General features: G+C 62.7%; 16 protein-coding genes. 9 read left to right on the plus strand and 7 right to left on the minus strand.

Going from position 1 to position 25,363, the window contains the following annotated elements; all coding sequences use genetic code 11:
• Positions 1-141: 141 nt before the first annotated feature.
• The 5 genes from ABQU90_RS22140 to ABQU90_RS22160 all read left to right on the plus strand — a co-directional run bounded on the left by ABQU90_RS22140 (position 142) and on the right by ABQU90_RS22160 (position 8,331).
• A complete protein-coding gene (locus ABQU90_RS22140; RefSeq protein WP_323523283.1) occupies positions 142-3,075 on the plus strand; it encodes a TonB-dependent receptor in 2,934 nt (977 codons plus the stop codon).
• A 241-nt stretch (positions 3,076-3,316) separates the two neighbouring features.
• Positions 3,317-4,804 carry an MFS transporter gene (locus ABQU90_RS22145; RefSeq protein ID WP_323523282.1) on the plus strand — a complete coding sequence of 496 codons (1,488 nt, stop codon included), beginning with the start codon at positions 3,317-3,319 and terminating at the stop codon, positions 4,802-4,804.
• Positions 4,805-4,836: 32 nt separating this feature from the next.
• Positions 4,837-5,871 carry a glycoside hydrolase family 43 protein gene (locus ABQU90_RS22150; RefSeq protein WP_323523281.1) on the plus strand — a complete coding sequence of 345 codons (1,035 nt, stop codon included), beginning with the start codon at positions 4,837-4,839 and terminating at the stop codon, positions 5,869-5,871.
• A gap of 441 nt (positions 5,872-6,312) precedes the next feature.
• Entirely contained in the window at positions 6,313-7,590 is a 1,278-nt protein-coding gene (locus ABQU90_RS22155) for a ricin-type beta-trefoil lectin domain protein (RefSeq protein ID WP_323523280.1), read from the plus strand.
• 207 nt (positions 7,591-7,797) lie between these two features.
• Positions 7,798-8,331, plus strand: coding sequence for a lipocalin family protein (locus ABQU90_RS22160; protein ID WP_323523279.1), 534 nt, complete (start codon positions 7,798-7,800; stop codon positions 8,329-8,331).
• Positions 8,332-8,391: 60 nt separating this feature from the next.
• Here the strand turns inward: ABQU90_RS22160 and ABQU90_RS22165 are convergent, their stop codons facing one another.
• The 4 genes from ABQU90_RS22165 to ABQU90_RS22180 form a co-directional block, all read right to left on the minus strand.
• Positions 8,392-8,745, minus strand: coding sequence for a ribonuclease E inhibitor RraB (locus ABQU90_RS22165; RefSeq protein WP_323523278.1), 354 nt, complete (start codon positions 8,743-8,745; stop codon positions 8,392-8,394).
• A gap of 488 nt (positions 8,746-9,233) precedes the next feature.
• The gene (locus ABQU90_RS22170; RefSeq protein ID WP_323523277.1) at positions 9,234-9,617 is read right to left on the minus strand and encodes a YbjQ family protein; all 384 of its coding nucleotides are present in this window, start codon (positions 9,615-9,617) and stop codon (positions 9,234-9,236) included.
• A gap of 483 nt (positions 9,618-10,100) precedes the next feature.
• Positions 10,101-10,442, minus strand: coding sequence for a hypothetical protein (locus ABQU90_RS22175; RefSeq protein WP_323523276.1), 342 nt, complete (start codon positions 10,440-10,442; stop codon positions 10,101-10,103).
• A 128-nt stretch (positions 10,443-10,570) separates the two neighbouring features.
• Positions 10,571-11,143, minus strand: a complete 573-nt coding sequence (locus ABQU90_RS22180; RefSeq protein WP_055854683.1) for a hypothetical protein — start codon at positions 11,141-11,143, stop codon at positions 10,571-10,573.
• Positions 11,144-11,298: 155 nt separating this feature from the next.
• On the opposite strand from ABQU90_RS22180, the gene ABQU90_RS22185 reads away from it, so the two are divergent.
• Positions 11,299-11,502, plus strand: coding sequence for a YdcH family protein (locus ABQU90_RS22185; RefSeq protein ID WP_055854679.1), 204 nt, complete (start codon positions 11,299-11,301; stop codon positions 11,500-11,502).
• Positions 11,503-12,117: 615 nt separating this feature from the next.
• Here the strand turns inward: ABQU90_RS22185 and ABQU90_RS22190 are convergent.
• The 3 genes from ABQU90_RS22190 to ABQU90_RS22200 form a co-directional block, all read right to left on the minus strand.
• A complete protein-coding gene (locus ABQU90_RS22190; RefSeq protein ID WP_323523275.1) occupies positions 12,118-13,098 on the minus strand; it encodes a zinc-binding dehydrogenase in 981 nt (326 codons plus the stop codon).
• A 605-nt stretch (positions 13,099-13,703) separates the two neighbouring features.
• The gene (plsB, locus tag ABQU90_RS22195) at positions 13,704-16,376 is read right to left on the minus strand and encodes a glycerol-3-phosphate 1-O-acyltransferase PlsB (protein ID WP_115554999.1); all 2,673 of its coding nucleotides are present in this window, start codon (positions 16,374-16,376) and stop codon (positions 13,704-13,706) included.
• Positions 16,376-17,350, minus strand: a complete 975-nt coding sequence (locus ABQU90_RS22200; RefSeq protein WP_323523274.1) for a hypothetical protein — start codon at positions 17,348-17,350, stop codon at positions 16,376-16,378. The genes plsB and ABQU90_RS22200 overlap by 1 nt, the downstream gene beginning before the upstream one ends.
• A 406-nt stretch (positions 17,351-17,756) precedes the next feature.
• On the opposite strand from ABQU90_RS22200, the gene ABQU90_RS22205 reads away from it, so the two are divergent.
• The 3 genes from ABQU90_RS22205 (at position 17,757) to ABQU90_RS22215 (ending at position 25,348) form a co-directional block, all read left to right on the plus strand.
• Positions 17,757-18,809 carry a LacI family DNA-binding transcriptional regulator gene (locus tag ABQU90_RS22205; protein ID WP_055854668.1) on the plus strand — a complete coding sequence of 351 codons (1,053 nt, stop codon included), beginning with the start codon at positions 17,757-17,759 and terminating at the stop codon, positions 18,807-18,809.
• Positions 18,810-18,975: 166 nt separating this feature from the next.
• Positions 18,976-22,011: a TonB-dependent receptor gene (locus ABQU90_RS22210; protein WP_323523273.1), complete on the plus strand. Its 3,036-nt coding sequence runs from the start codon at positions 18,976-18,978 to the stop codon at positions 22,009-22,011.
• A gap of 304 nt (positions 22,012-22,315) precedes the next feature.
• A complete protein-coding gene (locus tag ABQU90_RS22215; protein ID WP_323523272.1) occupies positions 22,316-25,348 on the plus strand; it encodes a TonB-dependent receptor in 3,033 nt (1,010 codons plus the stop codon).
• Positions 25,349-25,363 lie beyond the last annotated feature (15 nt).

Consider the following 25,363-nt stretch of genomic DNA (forward strand, 5'->3'; position numbering starts at 1 on the left):
AATTTGGTAGCGCTAACATCCAGCGCCACTGATCGCCCGTCTCCCCCATCGCATCATCGTCGCGCCGATTCCGGGCAGCGGCACTCCCTACGCAGGGGCGATGCGTGGGACATCTGCTCACCTGTTAGGGAAGGGAATACGGTGAAGAACAGCTACGCACGTACCGCGTTGTCCTGCGCGTTGGGGTCCATCCTGCTGGGCATTACCAGCACTGCCGCCTGGGCACAGTCCACCGACGCCGACAGCGCCGCGCAAACGCCACCGGCCACGGCCGGCAACAACGATGCAGTGACCCAGCTCGACACCGTCACCGTCTCCGGCTACCGACGCAGCATCCAGTTTTCCACCGATGCCAAGCGCGACTCGGTCGGCTTTGCCGACACCGTGTTTGCCGAAGACATCGGCAAATTTCCGGACATGAATATCGCCGAGTCGCTCAACCGCATCCCGGGTGTGCAGCTCTCGCGCGACGTCAACGGCGAAGGCCTCAACATCGCCATCCGCGGCCTGGGCACCAGCTTCACCAAGACCACGCTCAACGGCGCCAGCATCGCCACCGCCTCGATCGGTCTGAATGCGCAGAACCAGAATCGCGAAGTCGATCTGAACCTGTTTCCCACCGAATTCTTCACCCAGCTCACCGTGAGCAAGACGCCCACCGCAAGCATGCTCGAAGGCGGTGTCTCCGGTGTGGTGGACATGCGCAGCGCGCGCCCGTTCGACCGCCCCGGCGTGCACTTCACCTATCAGGCGCAGGCCGACTGGAACAGCACCAGCGAAAAGACCACCCCGCGTGGCGCCTTCATGGGCAGCTGGACCAACGAAGCAGGCACGCTCGGCGCGTTGTTCGGCGTGGCCTCGGTGCGCAGCAAGCTGGGCGTGCGCGGCTTCGAAAGCGTGGGCTGGACCAACCCCGGCCTGACCTATACCCAATGCGGGCTCACCCCGCCTGCAGGCACGCCGGCGACCAATCAACCGGCGGCCTGCAACGTCAACGGCGGCGGCAACTGGCGCATTCCCGACCGCGTACCGGCCACCGCCGGCAGCGGCTTGACCACCGGCGAAACCATCGACGCGGCATGGCTGCTGGCGCGCAACCCCGGCTTGAGCATCGACCAGATCAGCGATGCATTGATTCCGCGCCTGGGCCGCAGCGTGTACATGAATGGCGATCGCGACCGCGATGCGTCGGTGATGTCGCTGGAATGGAGGCCCTCCGACAGCATGCATTTCTACCTGGACACGCTGTACTCCGAAGCCAAGCGCACCACCGAGCGGATCAGCATGAATCTGATCGGCCGCAACGGCAATATGATCCCGCTGGGCATGCAGCTGGATCAGAACAACGTAGTCACCAGCGCCACCTTCGCCAACGCGCAGTATTTCCTGGAAGCGCGCCCGTACCGCGAAGAGGTCAAGTTCTGGAGCGTCAATCCCGGTGCCGAACTGCTGTTCGGTGCCGAGCAGGACATCAAGCTCAACGTGCAGGCCAACGCCACGCGTAGCTGGCTGGATCGCGAGTCGCCCAGCATCCTGGTCACCTCGCCGTTCACCACGGTCGATTACCGCAACCAAGGCGGTGACCGCCCGTCGATCAGCAGCCCGCTCGATCTCAACGACCCGAACCTGGGCTGGGGCTGGAGCGGCGGACGGGTCAATATCCAGAACGAAAAACGCGTCACCCAGACCCGTGGTGGACGTGCCGATCTGCAGTTCGGCGAAGACAAGCGCAACATCAAGATCGGCGCTGCCTACGACCAGGCCGAGCGCACCATTCGCGGCTTCGACAACAGCATCGCCTGGGAGCAGGTGGTGTGCCGCGGCGGTGGCGGCAACGTGTGCAACGGCGGCCCCGGCTCCGCAGTCCCGAATGCGGCCCTGGCCAGTTACTTGCGGCCCGGCCCGGGCGGCTTCATCACTGCCGATTTCAACCGTTTCCTGGGCGACACCAACTATTACGCGCTACGCGATTCCGCCCCGGAAACCAACTCCGCCAACACCGGCGCCTCGGCCGGCGGCATCCGCGAAAAGAACCTGGGTTTCTACATCGAAACCAACGCCGAAACCGAAGTGTGGAACCGCACGCTGCGCTTCAACGCCGGTGTGCGTTACGTCACCACCGACCAGACCATCACCGGCCCGGTCACCATCAACGGCATCCGCCGCGTGCAGGTACTCGATTCCGATTACGCCGAAACCCTGCCCTCGTTCAACGCGGCCTGGGATGTGGCCGACAACGTGGTGCTGCGCCTGTCCAGCTCGCGCACGCTCACGCGCCCGGACCCGAGCGCGATGTTGCCCAACACCAACTTCAGCGACCCGTCCGCACAGACCGCGACCCAGGGCAATCCGAACCTGGCGCCGTATCTGTCCACCAATGTCGACTTCGGCGGCGAGTGGTACACCGGCGGCGAAGGCTATGTGGGCCTGACGCTGTTCAACAAGCGCATCAGCGGCTTCACCGTCAATGGCGTGCGGCGCATTCCCTTCAACGATCTTGGTGTGCCCTACGAGAGCCTGCTGCCGATCCAGCAAGCCGGCCTGGACCAGCGCGGTGGCCCCAATGCCGCCACGGTCGACGTGCAGACCCAGGTCAACGCCGATGGCGTGCTCAACATCCGCGGCACCGAAGCGATCTGGGTGCAGCCGTTGGACAAGCTGGTCGACGGCATGGGCTTCAGCGTGAACTACACCCATGTCACCCAATCTTCGGAAGGCGAAGGCATTCCCGCAGTGGCCGTCGGTGTGGCGCCCAATCTGTGGAACGGCACCGTGTACTGGGAAAAGAACGCCGCCTCGGTGCGCCTGTCCTACACCTGGAACGACGACATGGTGATCTCCGGCGCCAATCAGAACGGCATCCCCTACGCACGCCTGAATGCCGATGCACGCGGCCAGCTGGATCTGTCGGCCAGCTACGCGCTGGACTGGCTGCCTTCCAAGCCGCAACTCACACTCAACGTCACCAACATCACCGACGAGCCGCTGCGCACCACCTATGCGTGGCCCAACGCCACCTACGACCTGTACGAGCCCGGCCGCACCGTCATGCTCGGCATCCGCGGCACGTTTTGACAGTGAGCATCGATACGCGCTCGCCGTTGGTTGCCGGGTGTAGCCGGTGTTCGGAGTGCACGCGTGATTCGCGTGCACTCCGTCTGCCGCGCGCCGTCCAACGTGCCTGCGCGACGGCGCACGATGTTTTGCCCGACACTTCAGGCACTGCGCCTGCAACCGCGATCCAGACGGATCGCGGCCAGCGGCGTAGCGCGCGCCGCGGCGTTTTCCGCAGCACTCTTCGAGCCCGCCTCACCTCATGAACGATCGATCACAGCAGCTCTCCGTGCGCGAAAAGATCGGCTACAGCCTGGGCGACCTGGCCGCCAATCTGATCTTCCAGACGCTGGTGACGTTTTTGGCGTTCTTCTACACCGACGTATTCCGCATCCCGGCGAGCGCGGCGGCCACGTTGATCTTCGTGGTCGGCCTGCTGGGCGCGTTCGTGTTTACGCCCATCATCGGCATCCTGGCCGATCGCACCCACACCCGCTGGGGCAAATTCCGCCCATGGATCCTGTGGACCGCACTGCCGTTTGGCGCACTGTCGCTGGCGGCCTTCAACACACCTGCGCTGGGCGAGCACGGCAAGATCACCTACGCATTTGCCACCTACACCTTGCTGATGCTGGTCTACGTGGCCAACAACCTGCCGTATTCGGCGCTGAGCGGCGTGCTCACCGGTAGCATGGAGCAGCGCAACAGCCTGTCGGCGTATCGCTTTCTGGCGGTGACGTTTGCGCAGTTCATCATCCAGGTCCTGCTGCTGCCGCTGGTGCTGATCCTGGGCAATGGCGACAAGGCGCAAGGCTTTCGCAACACCATGGGATTGTTCGCCGCGGTCGGCACGCTGTGCTTTTTGATCACCTTTTTCACCACCCGCGAGCGCGTGCTGCCGATCGCCGAACAACGCAGCAGCGTGCGACAGGACCTCACCGACCTGGTACGCAACAAACCCTGGCTGGTGATGCTGGCACTGACCATTCTGGTCTTCATCAATCTCGCCATGAAGGGCGGGATGTACATCTACTACTTCAAGTACACCCTCGACGCGGGCGCGCTGACCCACTTTCTCGATGCCGCTGGATTCAACCGGTTTATTGCCGCAATCAACAGCGTGCTGACCGGGGCCGGCATGAGCGCCTTGCAGTGGCCGCAAGACGCGCCGACCTCGGCGTTCAGTGTGTTCAGTGCCGGCGGCATCCTGGCCATGATCGTGGGTATCGGGTTTTCCAAACGCCTGGCCGACCGCTACGGCAAGCGCAATGTGTTTGGTGGGGCGCTGCTGATTTCCACGCTGTTTCTGCTGGCGTTCTATGTGTATCCGGCGACTGCCATCGGTTGGGTATTCGGCTCCTATGTGCTACACGGCTTCTTCTACGGCATCACCATCCCGTTGCTGTGGGCGATGATTGCCGACGTGGCCGATTACTCGGAGTGGAAGAACCACCGCCGCGCCACCGCCATCATTTTTTCGGCGATATTGTGCGGCCTGAAGATCGGCCTGAGCGTCGGCGGCGCACTGGTCGCCGGCCTGCTCGCCGTCTATGGCTACGACGCTGCGCTGCCGCAGCAAAGCGGCGCGGTCACCGACGGCATTCGGTTAGCCATCAGCGTGTATGCGTCCATCCCGTTCCTGCTCGGCACCGCACTGCTGGTGTTTTACGAGATCGACAAACCGCTGGAATCCCGTATCGAACGCGAACTGGGCGTGCGCCGTCAGGCCGCTCCGCTCGCGTCGCCCTAACCCTTCCTTCCACCTCATGCACAGGTCCGCGCATGTCCGATGAACTGCAAGCCGCCACACTGCAGGCCCTGGCGCGCGCCGCCATTTCCGCACCGCTGGTCACCCATCTCTACACCGCCGACCCATCCGCGCACGTCTTCGATGGCGCGCTGTACATCTATCCCTCGCACGACATCGATGCCGGCGTGGCCTTCAGCGACGACGGCTCGCATTTCGGCATGGAGGATTACCACGTCTTTCGCATGGCGCATCCCAACGCGCCGGTCGAAGACCTGGGCGAAGTGCTGCACGTGCGCGACGTGCCGTGGGCCCAGCGCCAGATGTGGGCACCGGATGCAGCGCAACGCAATGGCAAGACCTATTTGTATTTCCCGGCAAAGCGCGCCGACGGCATCTTCCAGATCGGTGTGGCAGTCGGCGACCAACCGCACGGCCCCTTCACCGCCGAAGCCGAACCGATCGCCGGCACCTACTCGATCGACCCGGCCGTGTTCGCCGACGACGATGGCGCGCATTACCTGTACTTCGGCGGCATCTGGGGTGGTCAGCTGCAGCACTACCGCGACAACCGCTACGCGCAGACCAACCAGGAGCCGGTGGGCGATGCGCCCGCACTGGGCCCGCGCGTGGCGCGCCTGCACGAGAGCATGACCGCACTGGCCGAACCCACGCGCGAGATCGTCATCCTCGACGAACACGGCACCCCGCTACGCGCCGACGACCTCGGCCGTCGCTTCTTCGAAGGCCCCTGGCTGCACCGCCACGCCGGTCGCTATTACCTGTCGTATTCCACCGGCGATACGCACCTGATCTGCTACGCCACCAGCGACGCGCCGTATGGCCCATTTCACTACCAGGGCGTGCTGATGCAGCCGGTGATCGGCTGGACCACCCACCACTCCATCTGCGCCTTCGACGGCCAGTGGTATCTGTTCTATCACGACGCCGTGGTATCGGGCGGCCAGACCCATCTGCGCAACATCAAGATGGCACCGCTGGAGCATCTGGCGGATGGGACGATTGCGACGATTTATCCGTACGGGAAAGATGCTGTCTCGCCTTGGTGAGATGGCGGCAATGATGCCCCTACCCTTCAAAGTTCATAACACCTCTAGAAAAGGTGGATTGCTTGTTGCAGATCACACTCGGCAGATTGCGACTGTATGCATCCCAATCCAGTCAGCGCCGTACCACGTGATCCGAGATCACGCGGTCAACGGCGATTGCGACTCCTCATACGTCCCGTCGTCAGCGACTACTAGCTATTTGGTCACATAGCTCTTGGTGGCATGGTCCAAAACAACATCCATCGACCACGTAGCTGTTGTGCTTGCAAGTGGTGTTGCTTGTCTCGAAAGAAGTGGCATGATTGCCGAGCCAAATTGGGGGCACGCCTCAAGAAGATCCGCTCATACGCAAGGCGCGGCGCACGCCTGCTTTGTGGTGGGCGTTTTACATCGTGCGCCCCCATTTGGGCCTAAATAATCAATCAACCCAGTGGAGCAATAATGAAAGGAATAGGCAGCATCGCCTGTGCAGCACTTGCTGCGGTATCGTTTCAAGCCTCGGCACTTGGCTCGCGGTTTTCGAATTATGAAACAACCACCACAGTTACGTCTTCAAACCTCTTCCCTTCCGCTAGTGAGACGGTAACGATAAATGTCAAGGTGGCTGCACCTGCACTTGGCGTGACCTCTGGCAATCCCGCTGCAGGCGACGATATTGGTGGACGTGTCAATTTTTTTGCAAATGGTGTGTCGATCGGTCAGTTCCGTATCGGTCGTGCGAATACCCCTGTCGTAAATCGGGTCGTCGAGGTGGATCAGGGATGTCTGTTTGCTACCGGGGGAGACTATGCGCGTTGCACATATAACTTTTTCTATGCGCGTGAAGCAAATTTTTCTGTTCGCTATACGGTCCCTAGCCAGTACAGCAACGTCACGATTACAGCCTCTTTTACTGGAGACTCAAACTTTTCTAAGGCTTCATCCTCCGCACCTATCACTTTGAAGCCGCTGCCTGCTTTTGGGCTAATTAAGGGAATAGGCGATAAATGTCTTGATGCCGTAGGCGGCGGCTCGGTCAACGGGACCGAGATTCAGCAGTATTCTTGCAACGAGAATGTGCAACAAATGTGGAGCGTTGTGTCTGGCTCTGGCTATATCCGCAGCGTACCCAGCGGCTTGGTGCTCGACTCCAAGGGCCTCGGGACTTCCAATGGCACCACGCTTCAGCTCTGGAACGGGCTGGGTGCATCAAATCAGCAGTGGTGGTTCACGGGCGCCTCTATCGTTGGCGTCGGCGGAAAAGTTCTTGATGCAATCGGTCAATCAAGCAATAACGGTACAAAGCTGCAGATTTTTTCGGCACAGGCGAATGCCGGTCAGACTTGGAACTACGATCCAATCTCTGGGCGTATTACGGGCATCGGTGGTAAATGCCTAGACGTCGAGGGTGGCTCCACAGCAAACGGAACCCTGGTTCAGCTTTGGGATTGCAGTGGTGCGGCCCAGCAGCGCTGGGAAGTGGGCGAGCGAGGAAGCCTGCGCTATGCCGGGAAATGTTTGGAATCAGCGAACGGCGGCACGCAAGACGGAAATGCGGTACGCATTTGGGACTGCAACGGCGGCGCTCATCAGGCCTGGCATTTCCTTGGCGAAATCCGCAATGTTGGTAGTAATCGTTGCTTGGCCGATCCTGGCCGTGGCGCCACAAACGGTGCGCGCACCTACATTTGGGACTGCACTGGCGATGTAAATCAGAAGTGGGACTTTTCTTCCTACTAAGTAGAAGAACAAGGCCCGGATAATCCGGGCCTTGTTCTTTAATGCCTCTGTTCTTCTGCCTATGTGCCCGCCAGGGAGCCGCTACAGTAGCGCCTGTCAACGACCGGACGACCATCGTGCCTTTCGACAGACGGTGCATTGCACGCTGCATCCACACGCATCGTCGCAACGTATGCCCCTGCACTGAGACTGTTGAGAGAGGTTGCCATGCGCCAGGCGTCGATGCTGTTCTTACTCACCCTTGCGGTCTACGGCAATGCAAGCGGCAGCGAGCCGCGCGCCGCACTGCCCCGCGCAGACAGCGTTGACGTGCCGCGCTTCATGGGCGACTGGTATGTCATCGCACATATTCCGACCCGTCCAGAACGCAAAGCCTACGACGCAGTAGAGAGTTATGCGCTGCGACCGGATGGCCGTATCCAGACCACCTTCACCTTCCGCAAAGGCAGCTTCCAGGCCCCGCTCAAATCCATGCACCCGATCGGCCAAGTCGCAGAGAATGGCAACGGCGCGCTGTGGAGCATGCAATTCCTCTGGCCGTTCAAGGCTGAATATGTCATCGCCTGGCGCGATGCTGACTACACCCAGACCATCGTGGCGCGCAGCAAGCGCGATTACGTCTGGTACATGGCACGGACCCCGCAGGTCTCCGATGCCGACTATCAGCAGGCGCTCACGCGCATTGCCGCGATGGGCTACGACGTGTCACAGCTGCGCCGCGTCCCGCAATCGCCGCGCTGATGTGGCCCAACCTGTTGGAGAGCCCGCACGCCGCGCTCTCCAACGCACCTGCCGCACACATCAGACGTCTTTGGTGTCTACAGAAAATTCCCATCCATCGTTCAACCCGCCCAAAGGCTTGGCCTCTGCCGCCAACTCCTCCTCGAACGCGCAAATCGCCTTGTATGTCGGCACCATGGTCGGATACACCGTGACATCCATCGGAAACGCGGTGTTTTCCGGGTAATGGCAGCAACGCACCTTCTGCTCGAAGCGCAGCAACGTCACCGAAAATTCCAGTGCCGACTCTTTGCTCGGGAACACCACGGAAAACGCAATCTCGCGCGGCTTGGAAAGATCCACGCCCTGCTGCGCAATGTGCCACAGGGTGTCACCGTTATCGTCTTTGGGATACAGATCCAGATTTCGCTGCATGGTTGATTCGCTGTGTGGCGCCTGGTTGGCCGATACAGAAGCTTAGCGCCTTGGCGGTCAGCGATCTGTGTCTTCTAACATCCGGGCATCCCGCCAAGTCGTGTAGCCAGAGCCTGCCCTGAGAGTTCAGCGTAAGGCAGTCTTGGTCGGGTATTGCCCACTGCTGAAAAATGCACAGCGTCGCTTTCTGAAGGGGGTGAGGTCACCTCCGCTTTCTTGCAACGCGTGCACGTCCCAGCCATGCCACGAGGGACCGCCAATAGTCATCTTAGGCGTTTCATACCTGGCGGCAGCGGCTCCGGAGTGTGTGATGTAGGCCCAGAGGCGATCCGGTGCTTGCGACCTTCACAGACGACACTCGCCCGACTTCGGACATGAAGGTGGACGAGTTCGACGCCTGCGCCGCTGGTAGCCAAGTTGCCAGAGCCAAAACGGCTTCCACCATACCCCGTAGTTTCACGGAGCTCACTCCGTGAACGCGTGAGCCGCTATACATGCTGCGCCTCGACGACAACTGCGGTGCCATAGCACAGGACTTCGGTCAGGCCGGCCATCAACTCGGTAGCGTCGTAGCGCACCGCAATGATGGCGTTGGCGCCAAGTTGCCTGGCATGCTGCACCATGTCGCGATAGGTCTCCGAGCGCGCCTGTTCGCACAGTTCGGTGTAGATGGTGATGTTGCCGCCGAACAAGCTCTGAAGACTGCCGAAGAAGTTGCCGACGATTGAGCGCGACCTCACGGTAATACCGCGCACCAAGCCCAGATTGCGGATGATTCGATGCCCAGGAAGCTCTAGCGCTGTGGTTACCATGGTGTCGTTGAGCGAGTAAGTCGCTGAGTGGATCGGCGAAGAGTCGTATGGGTTTGTCATTAACTTGTTCTCTTCTTATGAGGGCGAAAGCCACCAATCGTCTTACATCGGAGGATAGATAAACGACTGCAGCCGGAAGATGCCTGTTGCTTACTGGGAGAACTCAAACCATCGTGATATCCAACCCAAGCGCTTTGCTTACAACGCCAGGCCTTCTCAAAGGCAACGCTGGCAGATCAGAACCATGCCCGGATACACGATGACATCCGCAAGCAAGTCTTTGGTCTGTTCGCAATACCGACAACATGCCTTCTGTTCGCAACTCAGCATGATCAAGCCCAATTCCATCGCCAATTCCTTGCTAGGAAGCACAACTAGAAAACGATCTCTCTGGACTCGGCGAGATCCACTCATCACTCAGCAATGTTACAGAAGATGTTTCCGCTATCTTTGTTGAGATAGAAAGCTGAGAAAAATTGCGGTCATTAACTGCAAAACAAGATGCGCGCTTTGTTGGGGCGCACCGTGCGATGCTGACAGCGATCAACAGATCAGCTCACCTAATTCAACGACATCGTCGGGTTCCAATGGGAAGTCGAGATCCTGCTTGACGCATATTTCGCTGTTTTTACGAAAGATATGAATGTCTACAATCCGATTTGCGCTGTCATCGCGGTCAATCAGGTGGAAGTACTTTCCGACATTCTCAGGATTTCCTTCGAATGGCTCAGCCAGCGGTTCTATCTTGGTGTTGAAATGCGCCTCATATTCCAAAATCGCTTCGCCGAGTGAGCGGGCTGTAGAGCGCAAGGCCAGATCCAGATGTGGACACAAGCTCCCTGTGTAGGTGAAACGCGAGTTTTTTGGGCCACAGAGAAACGGCATGGGCGTCTGCTTGAATGGTGTCCCGCACGCTGGTCGAAGCGCGGTACGCTCTCTGTGATCTGCAGAGGTGCCGCGATGACGAACCAGCTAAGTGGCGACCGCGCACGAAACACGGCCGCCATGTGAAATCAAGGCACCCAGACCAGATTCATCAGCTGCGGGTCGGCGGTCACCTTGACCAGCTTACCGCTGGGGCCGAACTGCACCTGGTACTCGGCGAAGCTGTCGCGCCAGTAGCGCCACAACGAGGCTTCCAGATTCGGGTTCTCGCTGCTGATCGGGTAGCCGACCGCCATGAGCACCTGTTCGCGGGTCATGCCACCGGTGAGCTTGCCGTCCACGATGGCCTGGCGGATCTTCGGCGGGAAGGTGGCGAGCTTGAGCTTGGGATCGGCGGTGACGATGTAGCGGGCGGCGAAGGCGGTGTTGTCCAGGTCGCGGCTGTAATCGTTGCCGATGGACTGCTTTTCGCCGGCGATCTTGAGGTTGACGCGATTACGGCCAAAGCCGGTGACGCTGACCGGGGTGCCGACTGGGAGCACGCGCTTGCCGTCTTCGGCGTAGTTGCTGTCGCTGATCCAGCTGCCGTCGGTGCGCAGGTTGCAGCACAGAAAGCCGTCGTACTTGGCCACATCGGCGGCCGAGGCCAGGTTGGCGGCGGTGAGCAGGCTCAGGGCCAGCAGGGAAGAACGCAAACGCATCGTAAAGACTCCTTTCTCGACGGCCGTAGCCGCGCGGCAATGATGGGGTGAGGCGCGCCGCCGTTTCCCCAACGGCGCACACGCATTGTCGCAGCCTGCGGCCGCTTGGCAAGCGCGGGTGACGCGGGTCGCCCGGGGTTGTGTATGCTCGGGGCGTGGAAACCCTCTCACCCGCCGAGATCGTCGAACAGATCGCCGAGTTGCGACGCACGCACCGTGCGTTGGACGACGAAATCCAGCGCATGCCCGCGAACCTGGAAGACGAGCTGCAGATGAAGCGCCTGAAGAAGCGCAAATTGCAGATCAAGGACTGCATTATCCGGCTGGAAATGGAGCTGGTGCCCGACGAGCCCGCTTGAGGCGTTGGGGGCTTTGCCCGGACCTGGACCTTCGTTACGAGGGCAGGTGCGCTTGGACCTGCGCTTCGGTGTCAGGTGTCCGGCGATCCTTTACAGGCGCTGGTCTGGCGTGACCTAGGCTGATCGACTTTGTAGCAGTGGTGAAGCAGCACACGGGGTGGACGCACCGTGCCTCGCAAGCCGTCCCCTCACCCCAACCCCTCTCCCGCAGGCGGGAGAGGGGCTTCACAGCAGGTATCGGCGCACCTTCTCCCGCCTGCGGGAGAAGGTGCGCCGCAGGGGCGGATGAGGGGACGGGCGCGATTCGAATCGGCTCACAGGTTTGAATTTGCCTACGGACATGGGGCCCGATTTCGGTCCTTCTGCTGCACCTTCTGCTGCCCTGCCCTGCCCTACTCCTGCCCTGTTCCGGATTTGAGTGCAGATGCATGTGGGTGTGGATTCGGATTCGAGTACAAGAGCGAGTGCGGCGTCCGCCGTGGGCGCCACAGATTCCTACCCTGGCCGCGTTGTTCCACTCTGGCCGCAGTTGCTCTACTTCGGCCGCACACGGACTGCTCCGATCGCGACCAGCCCCGAACCTCCTGACACTCTTTTTGCTAAGCCACGCGCGTGTCAGCCAGCGCGCAACAGGATCTTGCCGCGGCGGCCTGGCTCGTCGCTTGCCGCAGCTGCCTTGGCCGCATCTTTCAGGTCGAACACTGCTTCCACCGGCAAGGCCAGGCTGCCATCAACGGCGGCCTTCAACAGCTCGCCGATCATGCGGCGCTTGTCCTCTGATTTTGTGGCCTGCATCACCTTGCTGCCCCAGAAGCCGCGTACCGTGGCCTGCTTGAAAATCACATCGCCGCTGGAGATCTGCAGCGGCTCGCCGGTCATCGACCCGAACGACACCAGCTCGCCGCCTTCGGCCAGCAGCCCCATCAAGTCGCCGGCAGCAGTGCCAGCGACCGAATCGACGGCGCGGATGATCGGCGCATCGCCGGCCAGTGCGCGCACAGTGTCCTGCCAGCCGTCCTGCGCAGTGGAAACTGCATTGCCGATGCGCAGCGCCTTGAGTTCGTCCACGCCTGCATCGCGACGGACCAGGTTGATCACGTTGATGCCGCGTGCGGCGGCAAGCATGGCCACGGTCTTGCCGACGGCGCCGTTGGCGGTGTTCTGCACGATCCAGTCGCCTTTTTCCACGCGCAGGAATTCGATCAGCATCAGGGCGCTCAGGGGCATGGCGATCAACTGGCAACCGCGGTCGTCGTCCAGTGCGTCGGGCAGCGGGACCACGCCAGCTGCATCGGCCAGGAAATACTCCGCCCAACTTTCGTGGACGCCGGCCGCGACCACGCGCTGCCCGGTCTGCAGGCCTTCCACGCCCTCGCCCAGGGCGTCGATGACGCCTGCCCCTTCGCTGCCACCGATCGCCGGCAACTCCGGCTTGTAGCCGTAGTTGCCGCGCACGGTCCACAGGTCGTGGTTGTGGATGGGTGAGCGGCGCATGGCGATGCGCACCTGTCCCTTGCCGGGCTGCGGTACGGGCCGTTCGCCGAGTTCAAGCACCTTGGCGGGATCGCCAAATTGGGTATGGATGGCTGCGCGCATGGAATCTCCTGCCAAGCGCATCAGCATTGCGATGCGCTCGATCACTGTGAAAGGTGGTTCGATGCTATCGACATGCGCGCAAGCGGCTGATGAAACGAACGCAACTGTTGTGTGAAATCTCGCTGTGCTGCGGATCGATGTCTGGTGAGGGGCGGTGTGCTGCATGGCTGCATGGTTACCTGCAGCCGTACCCTCATCCGGCGCTACGCGCCACCTTCTCCCGGTGGGAGAAGGAATCATCGGGTCGTGGGATATGCTTCGGATCGATGCCTGGTGAGGAGCGGTGTGCAGCACGGTTACCTGCAGCCGCACCCTCATCCGGCGCTATGCGCCACCTTCTCCCGGTGGGAGAAGGAGTCACCGGGTCGTTGCTGCAGGTGGGGTGCCTTGATGCCGCGCTGGTGTTTTGTCTATGCCGCGCGCGCGTTGCGTCTCTGCCGCGCTGTCCCACTTCAGCGGCAGCACCGCGTTCGATTTACTGCGGCCGCTCTGCAGCGCGCGATGTCGCACCATTTCCAACTCAACCGAACGGCAACACTGCGTCAGCGCCAAGCAGTGCCGCGCGCTTCGCCACGTGCGCGGCCCTTACCGCCAAGACCGCCGCCTCACTCCGGCGGCAACACCACATCCGGTTTCACCGCCTCCGGGCTGACTCGCTCGATGGTGTGACGCAGTTCGCGGCCGAGGATGAACTTGGCATCCTTCGCCCACGCATCCAGCCGCTCATCGAACAGCAGCTTGCTGTTCTCGTCCGGCCAGACCAGGCGCAGTTCGCGCAGTTTCTGGATGAAGCTACGGAACAGGGTCTTGTCGAAAAACTCCGGCGCGGCAGGTGCGTACAACAGGCTCAAACGCTGCGCCGCCTGTTGGCACAGGCTTTCCAACTCGCCGGCGCCGAGCACGCCGGGGCCGTTCTTCACCAGCACCGAGATGGCGATGTAATAGCGCTCGAATGCCTGTTGCAGCGAGTGGCCAATCGCGCGCAGACGGAACACTTCATCGGTCTGCCCGGTATTGCGGGTCAGGATGCCGCCGTCGTCTTCGGTGACATTGAGCAGCAGGCCTTCGCGCACGAACATGTCGATGGTCTGTTCGATGCGTTCGGCAAAGCGGTCTTCGCTCCACGGCAGGAACAGCTCGGCCTGCAGGAACGGGTACACCGTGCGACCCAGCCGGATCAGACCGGCGCGGCTCATGCGGCGGTTGTTCTGGAAGCAGCACGCCACCCACGACGATGCGGTGAACAAATGCAGCACGTTATTGCGGAAGTAGCTCAGCAGCACCGCGGTATCGCCGCTGACGCTGAGCACATCGCCCAGCGGGTGCGACACGCGCGTGAGCACGTTGATCTCTTCGGCGTGAGTGATGATGCGTGCCGGGGTATGCGGAGTCACCGTGACGCGGTCCGAATACGGCATCTCCGCCAGCAGTTTCTTGCACAACTCGATCTGCGCGATCAGATCGGCCTCGCCCATCGCGTGCTTGGGCGTGGACAGCAGCGCCAGCGCCAGCAGGTTGATCGGGTTGACGTCGGCCGCGCAGTTGATGCGGGTCTGGATCTGCGTGGACAAGGTATCCACCGCCGGTGCCAGCCAGCTGGGTTTTGCATCTTCCGGCAGCGGCTGGCCGTCCCAGTCCGGGGCGTGCTTGGCCAGCACGTCGTTGAGCGCGATCGGCTCGCCGAAGTTCACCACCACCTGGCCGTAGTTCTGCTTGAGCACCTTGGGGATCGACCACAGCAGTCCCCAGATGGATTCTTTTTCCTTGGGCCGGCCGGTGAGCTCGTCCAGATAGCTGTTGCCTTCCATCAGCTTCTCGTAGCCGATGTAGACCGGCTGAAACAGCACCGGCTTGCGCGGCTGACGCAGATAAGCGCGCAGCGTCATCGCGATCATGCCGCCCTTGGGCTGCAGCAGGCGCCCGGTGCGCGAACGTCCACCTTCGACGAAGTATTCGATCGAATAGCCGCCGGCCACCAGCTGCGCGACGTATTCGCTCAGCACCGCCGAATACAGTGCATTGCCGCGGATGCTGCGGCGGATGAAGAACGCGCCGCCCTTGCGCAGCAGCGTGCCGACCACCGGCAGATTGAGGTTGATGCCGGCCACGATGTGCGGCGGCACGATGCCGCGTTCGTACAGCAGGTAGCTCAGCAGCAGGTAATCCATGTGGCTGCGGTGGCTGGGCACGTACACCACTTCGTGTCCGGGCGCGGCCTGCTTGAGCTTGTCCAGGTGATGCACCAGCACGCCGGCATAGATGCGGTTCCACACATGGGTGAGCAGGAAGCTGGCCGAACGCACCACCGGGCTGGAATAGTCGGCGGCGATTTCCCACGCGTAGGCATGCGCCTTGCGCCAGGCATCGACCGGCTTGGAGTTGTCGCGCTTGGCCTGGGTGGCGATGGCTTCGCGTACCGAGTCGGCGGCCAGCACCTGGTCCACCAGCAGACGGCGGGTGGACAGATCCGGCCCGATCACCGCCTCGCGGATACGGCGGAAATGCGTGCGCAGTACGCGCTGCAATTTGCGCAAGGTACGCTCGGGCGGCAGACCTTCGGCCATGGTCTGGCGCAGCGAGATCGGCGGGGCGAAACGCACGATGGTGGTGCGGCCATTGAGCAGCACCGCCAGCAGGCGGCGGAACCGGCCGACCAGCGCCCAGTTTTCCGAGAACAGCACGGCGAACCAGCCGCTCTGCTTGTCCGGTGCACGCCCGACGAAGATCGATACCGGCACCAGATGCACGTCCAGATCGGCGCGCACCCGATGCGCCTGCAGCAGCTTGGCCAGCGAGTCGGAATGGGTCTTGCCGCCGCGCTGTTCGGGGATCAGCGAATTGCTGCTGCTACGCCGCGACAGCGCCAGGTAGGCGCGCTTGCGCTGCAGCGGGTCGCCCGGCAGTGGCACCAAGGGCGATGGCAGGCCGGCCTCGCGGCAGGCCTTGTCCAGGATCAGGGCGCTGGACAGACCGTAGTCCTCCAGCACGTAAACCACCTGGGTGCCGTCGTCGTAGCGGGCGAGCGGTTCCGGCTCGATGGTCAGGCTCAGCCACGGGTCGGCCAGGCGCCCGAGCAGGCGCGCCCACCACGGGCGCTTGGCCTGACGTGCAGTGGCCAGCAGCGGCGCTGTCGACGCCGATGCTTCCGGCGGCACCGGGGCGGCGGTCGGCAACGGCAGGGCGGCCGCGCTCGCGCCGGGGTCGGCAGCGACCGGGGTGGTCGGGGCAGGCTGGCCGTCCGGAAACGGCAGGGGGTTCTGTTCTGGCATCGCGGTCATTATCGCCCAGCCGGGCGTTGCCCGGCGTCTGGGGCCGGTGCAGGCGGTAGCAGCGCCGTATCGGGGCCTGCCGCAGCATCGGGTAAGGGCTTGGCCGGCATGGCGTCGAGCAGCGCCTGTATCTCGTTCTGGGTCTGCTGCTGGTACCAGTGCCCATCGCGCTTGATCAGCGCCACGGTCAGGTCGATGGCGTGCGCCGCCAGCGGATAGCGCAGCCGTACCTGGGCGCTATCGCCGTCCTGCTTGATCAAGCCGGTGCGCAACGCGTCCAGGCTGGTGTCGATCGACAGGTCGTAGCGCTCCAGCACCTTTTTGCATGCCGCCCAGAACGGCCCCAGCCGGCGCAGGCTTTCTTCCATGCCCAGCCGTTGCAGGTCGGCGTCGGAGCTGATGCCGGTGGCGCGGGCCGCAGCCACCAGGTCGGCGATGCTGGCCTTGGCGCGCGGGCGATCGGCCAGCGGCGCGGTGGCCGCCCAGGCGCTCAGCGCGTCGACCAATTGCACGTAATGGGCGCGCTGCTCGGGCTGGTAATCGCTACGGCTGCGCAGGTACTGCACGCCGAACTGGCCCAGCGACTGCGCGGCCTGGGCGATGCCGCGCGACTGCCCGGCCAGCTGCGCGTCGAACGCCTGCTGCAGACGGCGCTCGGCATCGGGTGCCGACAACGACCCCAGCAGCGCACCGACTTCGTTGGGCAGCGGCAGCTCGGTCAGCGGCCAGCGGCTGGCACCGCTGCGCCAGGCCGCTTCCAACTGGGTGTATTGCGCAGGCGTCACCCGGATCCGCGCATAGGCGACCAGATCGTTGCGGCGCAACGGCAGGGTCATCGACTGCATCGCGGCGGCCGGCTCGGCATTCGCACCGGGCAAAGGGGCGGCAGTGTCGTTGCGCTGGCAGCCGCCAATGCACAGCGCAGCCAGCAGCACCCACGCAATGGACTGACACCGGCCGGCGCGGACGGTAAATGGCGACATGCGCACGATGTTCCCCTGATCGATCGGCGCATCTTGCTGTCTGAATGCACTGGCGGCAAGGCGCGACGCTGCCGTACGCAAAGGTATGGACCAAAGATGTTAGGTTTTCGTGGTTTCCTGCACGATGTCAGCCGGTGTCCGACATTGGCTGCTGTTGTCTTATTCGGACAACTTTGTCCACCCACTAGGTCGCAGCCCTTGTCCCAGCTATGTTTGACCCAATGGTGCGGCGCATCATGTAAGCGCTTGCAGTTCCTGCTAGCGTGCGCGCCATCTCGCTTCGAGGTCGCCATCGGATGGGGCCGATGACATTCATGAGCCTGTGCGACACGAACGTTCTGCGCCAGCAGACCGTGCGCCCTGTGCTGGCGTACGGTCGCCACCGCCTTGTTTTGGAGAAAGCGCCATGAGTCGGCCCCGTTCGGAAGGCGGCAGCGTCACCATCAAGGATGTGGCGCGCGAGGCGCAGGTGTCGGTGGCCACGGTGTCGCGCACCATGAACGGGCATCAGCACGTGGCCGAGTCGGTCCGCGAGCGCGTGCTGCAGGTGGCGCGCGCACTTAACTACATTCCCCATCACGCTGCGCGCAGCCTGAGCAGCCGTCGCACCCACACCATCGGGGTGGTGTTGCCGGATCTGCATGGCGAGTTCTTTTCCGAATTGATCCGCGGCATCGACCAGGTGGCGCGCGACCAGGGCTATCACTTGTTGGTGTCCAGTTCGCATGGCGACCCGCAAGCGCAGCGGCGCGCCCTCGAACGCCTGCCCGGGCGCGTGGATGGCGTGGTGGTGATGTCGCCATCGCTGGGCGATTCGGGCGTGCACGAAGACGCATTGCCCGGCGGCCTGCCGGCGGTGCTGCTCAACTGCGCCGGCCGCGCCAGCCAGCGCCCGGTGCTCAATGTCGACAACTACGGCGGCGCACGGGTGATGACGCGCCACCTGCGCGACAGCGGCCACCGCCGCATTGCCTTCATCGCCGGCCCCGCCGACAACTTCGACGCGCACGAGCGCCTGCGCGGCTATCGCGACGAGCTGGCGCTGGATGCGGATGCGCAGCCGTGGGTGCTGCCGGGCAACTTTGATGAAGAATCCGGCTACCGCGCCGGCCAGACGCTGGCGCAGGACGTGCATCCGGATGCGGTGTTCGCCGCTAACGACATGATGGCGCTGGGCTGCCTGTTTGCGCTCGGCCATGCCGGGTTGAAAGTGCCGCAGGACATCGCGCTGGCCGGCTTCGACGATGTGCCGATGGCGCGTTACGTGTTGCCTGCGCTGACCACCATGCGGGTGGATATCGCCGGGCTGGGCGCGCGTGCGCTGCGCCTGCTGCTGGGCCAGCAGTTGGTGGATGCACCCGCGCCGCCAGCCGATGCCGCGCCGCCGGCGTTTTCGGAAATGGTGCCTGAGCTGATCGTGCGTGCGTCCAGCGCGCCGCGCGCCTCGCCTGGCGGCTGACACCATGCGCCACGTCGCATCTTCACGAATTCTTTGCAGTTTCTTATGCTTTTTATAACGCCTGTCGTTTGTTTGTTGCCGTTCTGCTGTCTTTGAAACAACGCACCACCCGCGCCACGCCGACCACTTTGCCGGTACGCGCCTGACCCCTGGGAGGGGGAAAGTCATGAAGACCTACCGCACCGTGTCCACCCTGCCGGCACGCAGCCTGTTGTGCTGCGCCCTCGCCGCTTCGTTGTTGTCCGCCGCTCCGGCGATGGCCCAGTCCAGCAATGCCACATTGCGCGGACAGGTGACCACGTCCCAGGCGGGCACCACCGTGACCGCGACCAATGTCGCCAGCGGCGCGGTGCGACGAGTGACCACCGGTACGGACGGGACTTATGCGCTGGTCGGCCTGCCGCCGGGCACCTACAAAGTGGATGCCGGCCCGGGCACCGAAAAGACCGTGACCCTGTCGGTGGCCTCCTCGGTCAGCCTGGACCTGGGCGGCGGCGATGCGACGACCACGGCGCCGGCCGGCGACGCCACCACGCTGGACGCGGTGCAGGTCACCGCCACCACGCTGCAGGAGGTCAAGACCTCCGAGGTGGGCACCAACATCTCGTTGAAGCAGATCAACACGGTGCCGCAGCTGACGCGCAACTTCCTGGAATTTGCCGACACCGTGCCGGGCATGCAGTTCGAGACCGATGCCAACGGCAACAGCCGCATCCGCGGCGGTGCGCAGGCCAGCTCGGCGGTCAACGTGTACATCGATGGCGTGGGCCAGAAGAGCTATCTGTTCGGCGGCGTCTCCGGCCAGCAGCAGAGCGCGGGCAACCCGTTCCCGCAGTTGGCGATCGGCGAGTACAAGGTCATCACCTCCAACTACAAGGCCGAGTTCGACCAGGTCGGGTCGGCGGCGATCGTGGCGTCCACCAAATCTGGTGGTAACGAATTCCACGGCGAGATCTTCGGGCGCACCACCAACACCGATTTCCGCGCCCGCCAGGCCGACGAGCGCGCCGGCGCGCCCAACGCCGACGGTGACAAGCGCAAGACGCACCAGGACGAATACGGCTTTGCGCTGAGCGGGCCGATCGTCCAGGACAAGGCGCACTTCTTCTTCAGCTACGAAGGCAAGGGCTTTGAAGTCTCGGCCAACCCGGTTGCGGTGCCGGACGCCTTCAGCGCACTGCGCGACGATTTGCCGGCCGGCGTGCAGAGCCGCCTGGGCTCGGTCACCCGTCCGTTCAACGAAGACCTGTACTTCGGCAAGATCGATTGGGACATCGGCGACAACGACCGCCTGGAGCTCACCGCCAAGGTGCGCGACGAAGAAAGCCGCGACAGCGTGGGCGACCAGAACACCGCCATCGCCGCCAAGACCAATCTCAATTCCGAAGAACGCTACGACTTGCGCTGGCAGCATTTCGGCGAGAACTACGTCAACGAAGCACGGGTGTCGTATGAAGACGTGCTGTTCAACCCGACCGCCTACACCATCGGCAGCCAGACCGTGTACACGCGCGGCATCGCCGAAGACGATGTGCTGCTCAACGACGATGCCACCAGCGGCCTGGCGATTCAGCGCAAGGGACAAAAAGGCCCCAGCTTCCAGAACGACCTGACCTTCAACAACATCGAGTGGCACGGCAGCCACGTCATCAAGATGGGCGTGAAGTACAAGGAAGTGGAGTTGACCCAGAGCGAAAACTCCGCGGCCAACCCGTCGTTCTACTACGCGGTGACCGATGGCGCGGGCACGGCGTCCATTCCCTACCAGGTGCGCTTCAATCTGCCGTTTGCCGGCGCCGCGCCGTCGGTGACCACCACCAGCAAACAGCTGGGCCTGTACCTGCAGGACGATTGGGACGTCAACGACAAGTTGCAGTTGAATATCGGTGTCCGCTGGGATGGCGAAAAGATTCCGTCCTACCTGGACAACGTGACCCCGCCGGAAGTGATCGCCGCATTGAACGGCCCCGGCACCAACCCGGCGGTCAGCGCCACCTATGCCGAACAACTGGCCAAGGGTGGCGTGAACATCAACGACTACATCAGCAACGGCCGTAATCGCAAACAGGACAACAACAATTTCGCGCCGCGCCTGGGCTTTTCCTACGACTTCCGTGGCGACGAATCGCTGGTGCTGTTCGGTGGCGCCGGGCGCAGCTACGACCGCAACCTGTTCGACATCATGGGTTTGGAGCAGGTCAAGTCGGCGCTGTCGCAGTACACCGTTCGCTTTGTCGAATCCTCCGGTTGTACCCCGGCTGCCGGCACCTGCACCAACTTCAATCCGTCCTTTGTCAGCAACCCGGACAGCCTGGGCGGCCTGGTCAATGCACGTGTGCGTAACGGCGAGATCGACCTGCTCAACAACGATCTGAAAACGCCGTATTCGGACCAGTATTCGCTCGGCCTGCGCACGCGCGTGGGCGAGTGGAGCAACTCGGCGACGGTGTCGTACATCCACAGCAAAGACGGTTTGATCTTGACCTTGGGCAATCGCTTTCCCAATGGCGATTTCTTCCAGGCCGGTGCGCAGCCGTGGAGCCAGCCGCCGCAGGGCTTCGGCAACCTGATCATCGGCAACAACGGTGTCGAAACCAAGACCGCGCAGCTGCTGCTGTCGACCGACAAGGCCTACACCAAGGAAAGCGGCTGGGGCCTGACCGCCGCCTACACGTTCTCGCACGCACGCGGTAACCGCGGCAACGACGATCAGTACGGCTTCGATGCGGCGACGATCGCCAACTACCCGTTCCTGGATCTGAACTCGGTGCCGCGCCACCGGCTGGTGCTCACCGGCATCTACGATCTGTTCTGGGGCATCAGCGCCTCGGCCAAGCTGACCCTGGCCACGGTGGCGCCGCGCAACGAGGCGGTGTCGTTCGACCAGTACGGCGGCCCGACCTCGGACAACATCCGCATCGTGTCGGTGGATGCACCGGGCGGCAAGTTCCTGGCCGGCGGCGACATCTTCGGCACGCGCCAGTTGGATCTGTCGTTGTCCAAGGACATGCATGTCACCGATGCACTCACCGTGCAGGTGCGTGGCGATCTGATCAATGCGCTGAACTTCCGCAACTACGACCAGTACGCCATCGACTGGGGCAATGCCGGCGTGTATAGCCCGCGCGTGAGCATTAACCAGTACGGCGCGATCTCCACCCCGCCCCGTACCTTGTTCATGAGCGCCCGCATCATCTGGTAAGCCGGCCCCGCGGTCTGCACCACCGACTGGTGCAGATCGCAGGTGTCGCACGCTTCTGTTTTCCCGCGCACGGAGATCGTGCCGTTCTGGACTGGTAACGCTTACTGGTTCGGTGCGGCGCATGCCGTATAGCGCACTGACTGCGCGCTGCGCCCCCGCAACGTTTGCGCCTTTGCCGTTTTTGTTTGCAGTTGCTGTTGTTTGTTGCGTTGCCCGTTGTCCCGTTTCACTCACATCAAAGTACCAACCTCGACGCGCCAGTCACTCCACTGGTTCGCGCTTTACCCCTGGGAGGGGGAAAGTCATGAAGAAGCACCGTACCGTCTCCACCCTGCCGGCACGCAGCCTGTTGTGCTGCGCCCTGGCCGCCTCGCTGTTCGCCACCACCCCGGCCATGGCCCAGTCCAGCAACGCCACGTTGCGCGGCCAGGTCGCCTCCGCGCAGAGCGGCAGCGAAGTCGTCGTCACCAATATCGCCACCGGCTCGGTGCGTCGTGCGCCGGTCAATGCGAACGGCAACTACACCATCGTCGGGTTGCAGCCGGGTACCTACAAGGTCGAGTCCAACGGCGTCAGCCGCACGGTGACCTTGTCGGTGGCCTCCAGCGCCACTGTCGACCTGGGCACCGAGACGGCTGCACCGGCCGGCGATGCGACCACGCTGGAGACGGTGACGGTCAGCGCGCCGATGATTCGCGACGTCAAGACCTCCGAGGTGGGGAACACCATTTCCGCGCGGCAGATTCAGCAGTTGCCGCAAGCCACGCGCAACTTCCTGGAGTTTGCAGACACCGTGCCGGGCATGGTGTTTCAGGTGGACGGCAACGGCAACACCAAGCTGCGCGGCGGTGCGTCCAACGCCAGTGCCGGCAATCTGTACATCGATGGCGTGGGCCAGAAGAGCTACGTGCGCAGTGGCGGCGTCGCCGGCCAGAGCGACACGCAAGGCAATCCGTTCCCGCAGCTCGCCATTGGCGAGTACAAGGTGATCACCTCCAACTACAAGGCCGAATACGGCCAGATCAGTGGCGCGGCGATCACCGCGGCCACCAAGTCCGGCACCAACGAACTGCACGGCGAAGTGTTCTATCGCTACACCGATCAGGATCTGCGCGATAAGCGGCCCGACGAGGAAGACAACGGCAAGATCGACTCGCAGACCAAGGAATACGGGTTTGCGTTGGGCGGGCCGATCATCCAGGACCGCATGCATTTCTTCGTTGCCTACGAGGGCAAGGAAAACGTTGCGCCCAAGAGCGTGCAGCCCAGCGCAGAGGCGGCCACCTTCGTCAATCAGCTGCCGTCCAACCTGGCCAGCCAGTACGGCCCGGCCAACATGCCGTTCGAAGAAGACCTGTTCTTCGGCAAGATCGATTTCGAACCCACCGACCGCGATCGCATCGAGCTGAGCACGATCTACCGCGACGAAACCCAGACCGCCAATGTCGGCGGCACCAATACGCTGGCGCAGGCCACCGACAAGATCAACAAGGACAAGCGCACCAATCTGCGTTGGCAGCACAGCGCCGACAACTGGTTTAACGAGGTCATCGTCGGCACCGAGAATTCGGAGAACAATCCGACTCCGCGCACGCTCGGCAACGGCATCGTCTATACGTATTTCCAGCCGCGTGCCGGCTCCACCGATATCGATGAGCGCACCTTTTTGACCACCGGCTCGGCGGGTGGCCTCAATGCGCAGCGCAAGAGTCAAAAAGGCTGGTTCATCCAGAACGATCTGACCTTCACCAGCTTCCAGTGGCACGGCGAACACACCATCAAAATGGGTGTGAACTACAAGGACATCGAGCTGACCTCGCAGGACGCCGCGGCGGTAAACCCGCAGTTCAGCTATCGCGTCAACGGTGGCAGCGTAGAGTCCACGCCGTACCGCGTGGACTTCGTGGCGCCGTACACCACGCCGGGCCAGCGCGCCACGGTGGTGTCGCCGTCCAAGCAGTACGGTATCTACCTGCAGGACGATTGGGCCGCCACCGACAAGCTGATGATCAACATCGGCGTGCGCTGGGATTACGAAGACACCCCGGCCTACACCAACTTCGTCACCTCGCCGGAATTTGTCACCGCGCTCTACGCCAACGATGCCGAAAACCCTGGCCAACCGTGGGCCAACCGCCTGTTGCCCAGCGGCATCAACGTGGCCGACTACATCAGCACCGGCAATAACCGCAAGAACTTCAAGGATGCCTGGGCGCCGCGCTTCGGCTTCTCGTACGACTTCTTCGGCGATGAAAGCGCCATCCTGCACGGCGGTGCGGCGCGCTCGTACGACCGCAATCTGTTCGAACAGTTGGCACTGGAAACCAGCAAGGCGGCGTTGTCGCCGGTGGCGGTGTATTTCGAAAATCCGGCAACCCAACAGTGCTATCGCAGGGATCGCTCCTGCGTTGCGTTCGACCCGCGCTATCTCAACGGTATCGATCAGCTCAACACCATTCCCGGTGTCAGCGGCAGCGCCGAGCTGTTTATGTTCAACAACAAGCTCAAGACGCCGTACAGCGATCAGTACAGCATCGGCATCACCAATCAAGTGGGCGATTGGTTGACCGATGTGACCTTCCAGCGCGTGCTGAGCTACGACGGGTTTGCGATGGGTTTGATCAACCGCTACCCGGATGGTTCGTACTTCCAGAATGGCAATGTGCCGTGGGGCGAGCCGGTGCCGGGCTACCAGAACACCATCCTGGGCACCAACGGCCTGGAGCAGCGCAACAGCCAGGTGCTGCTGTCGGCCGACAAGCCGTACACCAAGGAATCCGGTTGGGGCCTGACCCTGTCCTACACGCACACCAGCGCGCGCCAGAACCGCAACATCGACGAGCCGTACGGCTTTGACAAGGCCACCATTCGCGACTATCCGTTCGTCAAATCCGACGCGGTGTCCGCGCATCGCTTTGTGGCCTCCGGCTCGATCGACGGCCCGTGGGGTGTGACGCTGGGTGCCAAGCTGGTACTGGCAACGCCCGAGCCGATCAACACGATCGCCTGCTTCGGCTTCACCGATCCCGATGGTGCGACCTGCCAGCAGGTGGGCGTCACGCCACCGGGCAGCGGCAAGTTCCTGGTCGGTGGCGATATCTGGGGCTACCGCACGGTGGACTTCCAGGCCACCAAGGAGTTCACCGTTGTTGGCGACTTCAAGATGTCGGCGCGCGTCAACCTGCTCAATGCCTTCAACTTCAAGAACTACAGCGCGTATTCCTATAACAGCTTCGGCAGCAACGGGCAGTTCGATCCGGATATCAGCCTCAACACCAGCGGCGAGATCAACTACGTGCCGCGCAGCGTGGTGTTAGAACTCGGCGCCAAGTTCTGATTGAGCGTCATCGCC

The sequence above is a fragment of the Xanthomonas sp. WHRI 10207 genome (assembly GCF_040202975.1).
Taxonomy (GTDB): Bacteria; Pseudomonadota; Gammaproteobacteria; order Xanthomonadales; family Xanthomonadaceae; genus Xanthomonas.

Excerpts from the sequence above, each read along its gene's own strand:
- ABQU90_RS22145 (WP_323523282.1), top strand. The coding sequence starts at position 3,317 with ATGAACGATCGATCACAGCAGCTCTCCGTGCGCGAAAAGATCGGCTAC.
- ABQU90_RS22150 (WP_323523281.1), top strand. The coding sequence starts at position 4,837 with ATGTCCGATGAACTGCAAGCCGCCACACTGCAGGCCCTGGCGCGCGCC.
- ABQU90_RS22155 (WP_323523280.1), top strand. The coding sequence starts at position 6,313 with ATGAAAGGAATAGGCAGCATCGCCTGTGCAGCACTTGCTGCGGTATCG.
- ABQU90_RS22160 (WP_323523279.1), top strand. The coding sequence starts at position 7,798 with ATGCGCCAGGCGTCGATGCTGTTCTTACTCACCCTTGCGGTCTACGGC.
- ABQU90_RS22165 (WP_323523278.1), bottom strand. The coding sequence starts at position 8,745 with ATGCAGCGAAATCTGGATCTGTATCCCAAAGACGATAACGGTGACACC.
- ABQU90_RS22170 (WP_323523277.1), bottom strand. The coding sequence starts at position 9,617 with ATGACAAACCCATACGACTCTTCGCCGATCCACTCAGCGACTTACTCG.
- ABQU90_RS22175 (WP_323523276.1), bottom strand. The coding sequence starts at position 10,442 with ATGCCGTTTCTCTGTGGCCCAAAAAACTCGCGTTTCACCTACACAGGG.
- ABQU90_RS22180 (WP_055854683.1), bottom strand. The coding sequence starts at position 11,143 with ATGCGTTTGCGTTCTTCCCTGCTGGCCCTGAGCCTGCTCACCGCCGCC.
- ABQU90_RS22190 (WP_323523275.1), bottom strand. The coding sequence starts at position 13,098 with ATGCGCGCAGCCATCCATACCCAATTTGGCGATCCCGCCAAGGTGCTT.
- plsB (WP_115554999.1), bottom strand. The coding sequence starts at position 16,376 with ATGACCGCGATGCCAGAACAGAACCCCCTGCCGTTTCCGGACGGCCAG.
- ABQU90_RS22200 (WP_323523274.1), bottom strand. The coding sequence starts at position 17,350 with ATGTCGCCATTTACCGTCCGCGCCGGCCGGTGTCAGTCCATTGCGTGG.
- ABQU90_RS22205 (WP_055854668.1), top strand. The coding sequence starts at position 17,757 with ATGAGTCGGCCCCGTTCGGAAGGCGGCAGCGTCACCATCAAGGATGTG.
- ABQU90_RS22210 (WP_323523273.1), top strand. The coding sequence starts at position 18,976 with ATGAAGACCTACCGCACCGTGTCCACCCTGCCGGCACGCAGCCTGTTG.
- ABQU90_RS22215 (WP_323523272.1), top strand. The coding sequence starts at position 22,316 with ATGAAGAAGCACCGTACCGTCTCCACCCTGCCGGCACGCAGCCTGTTG.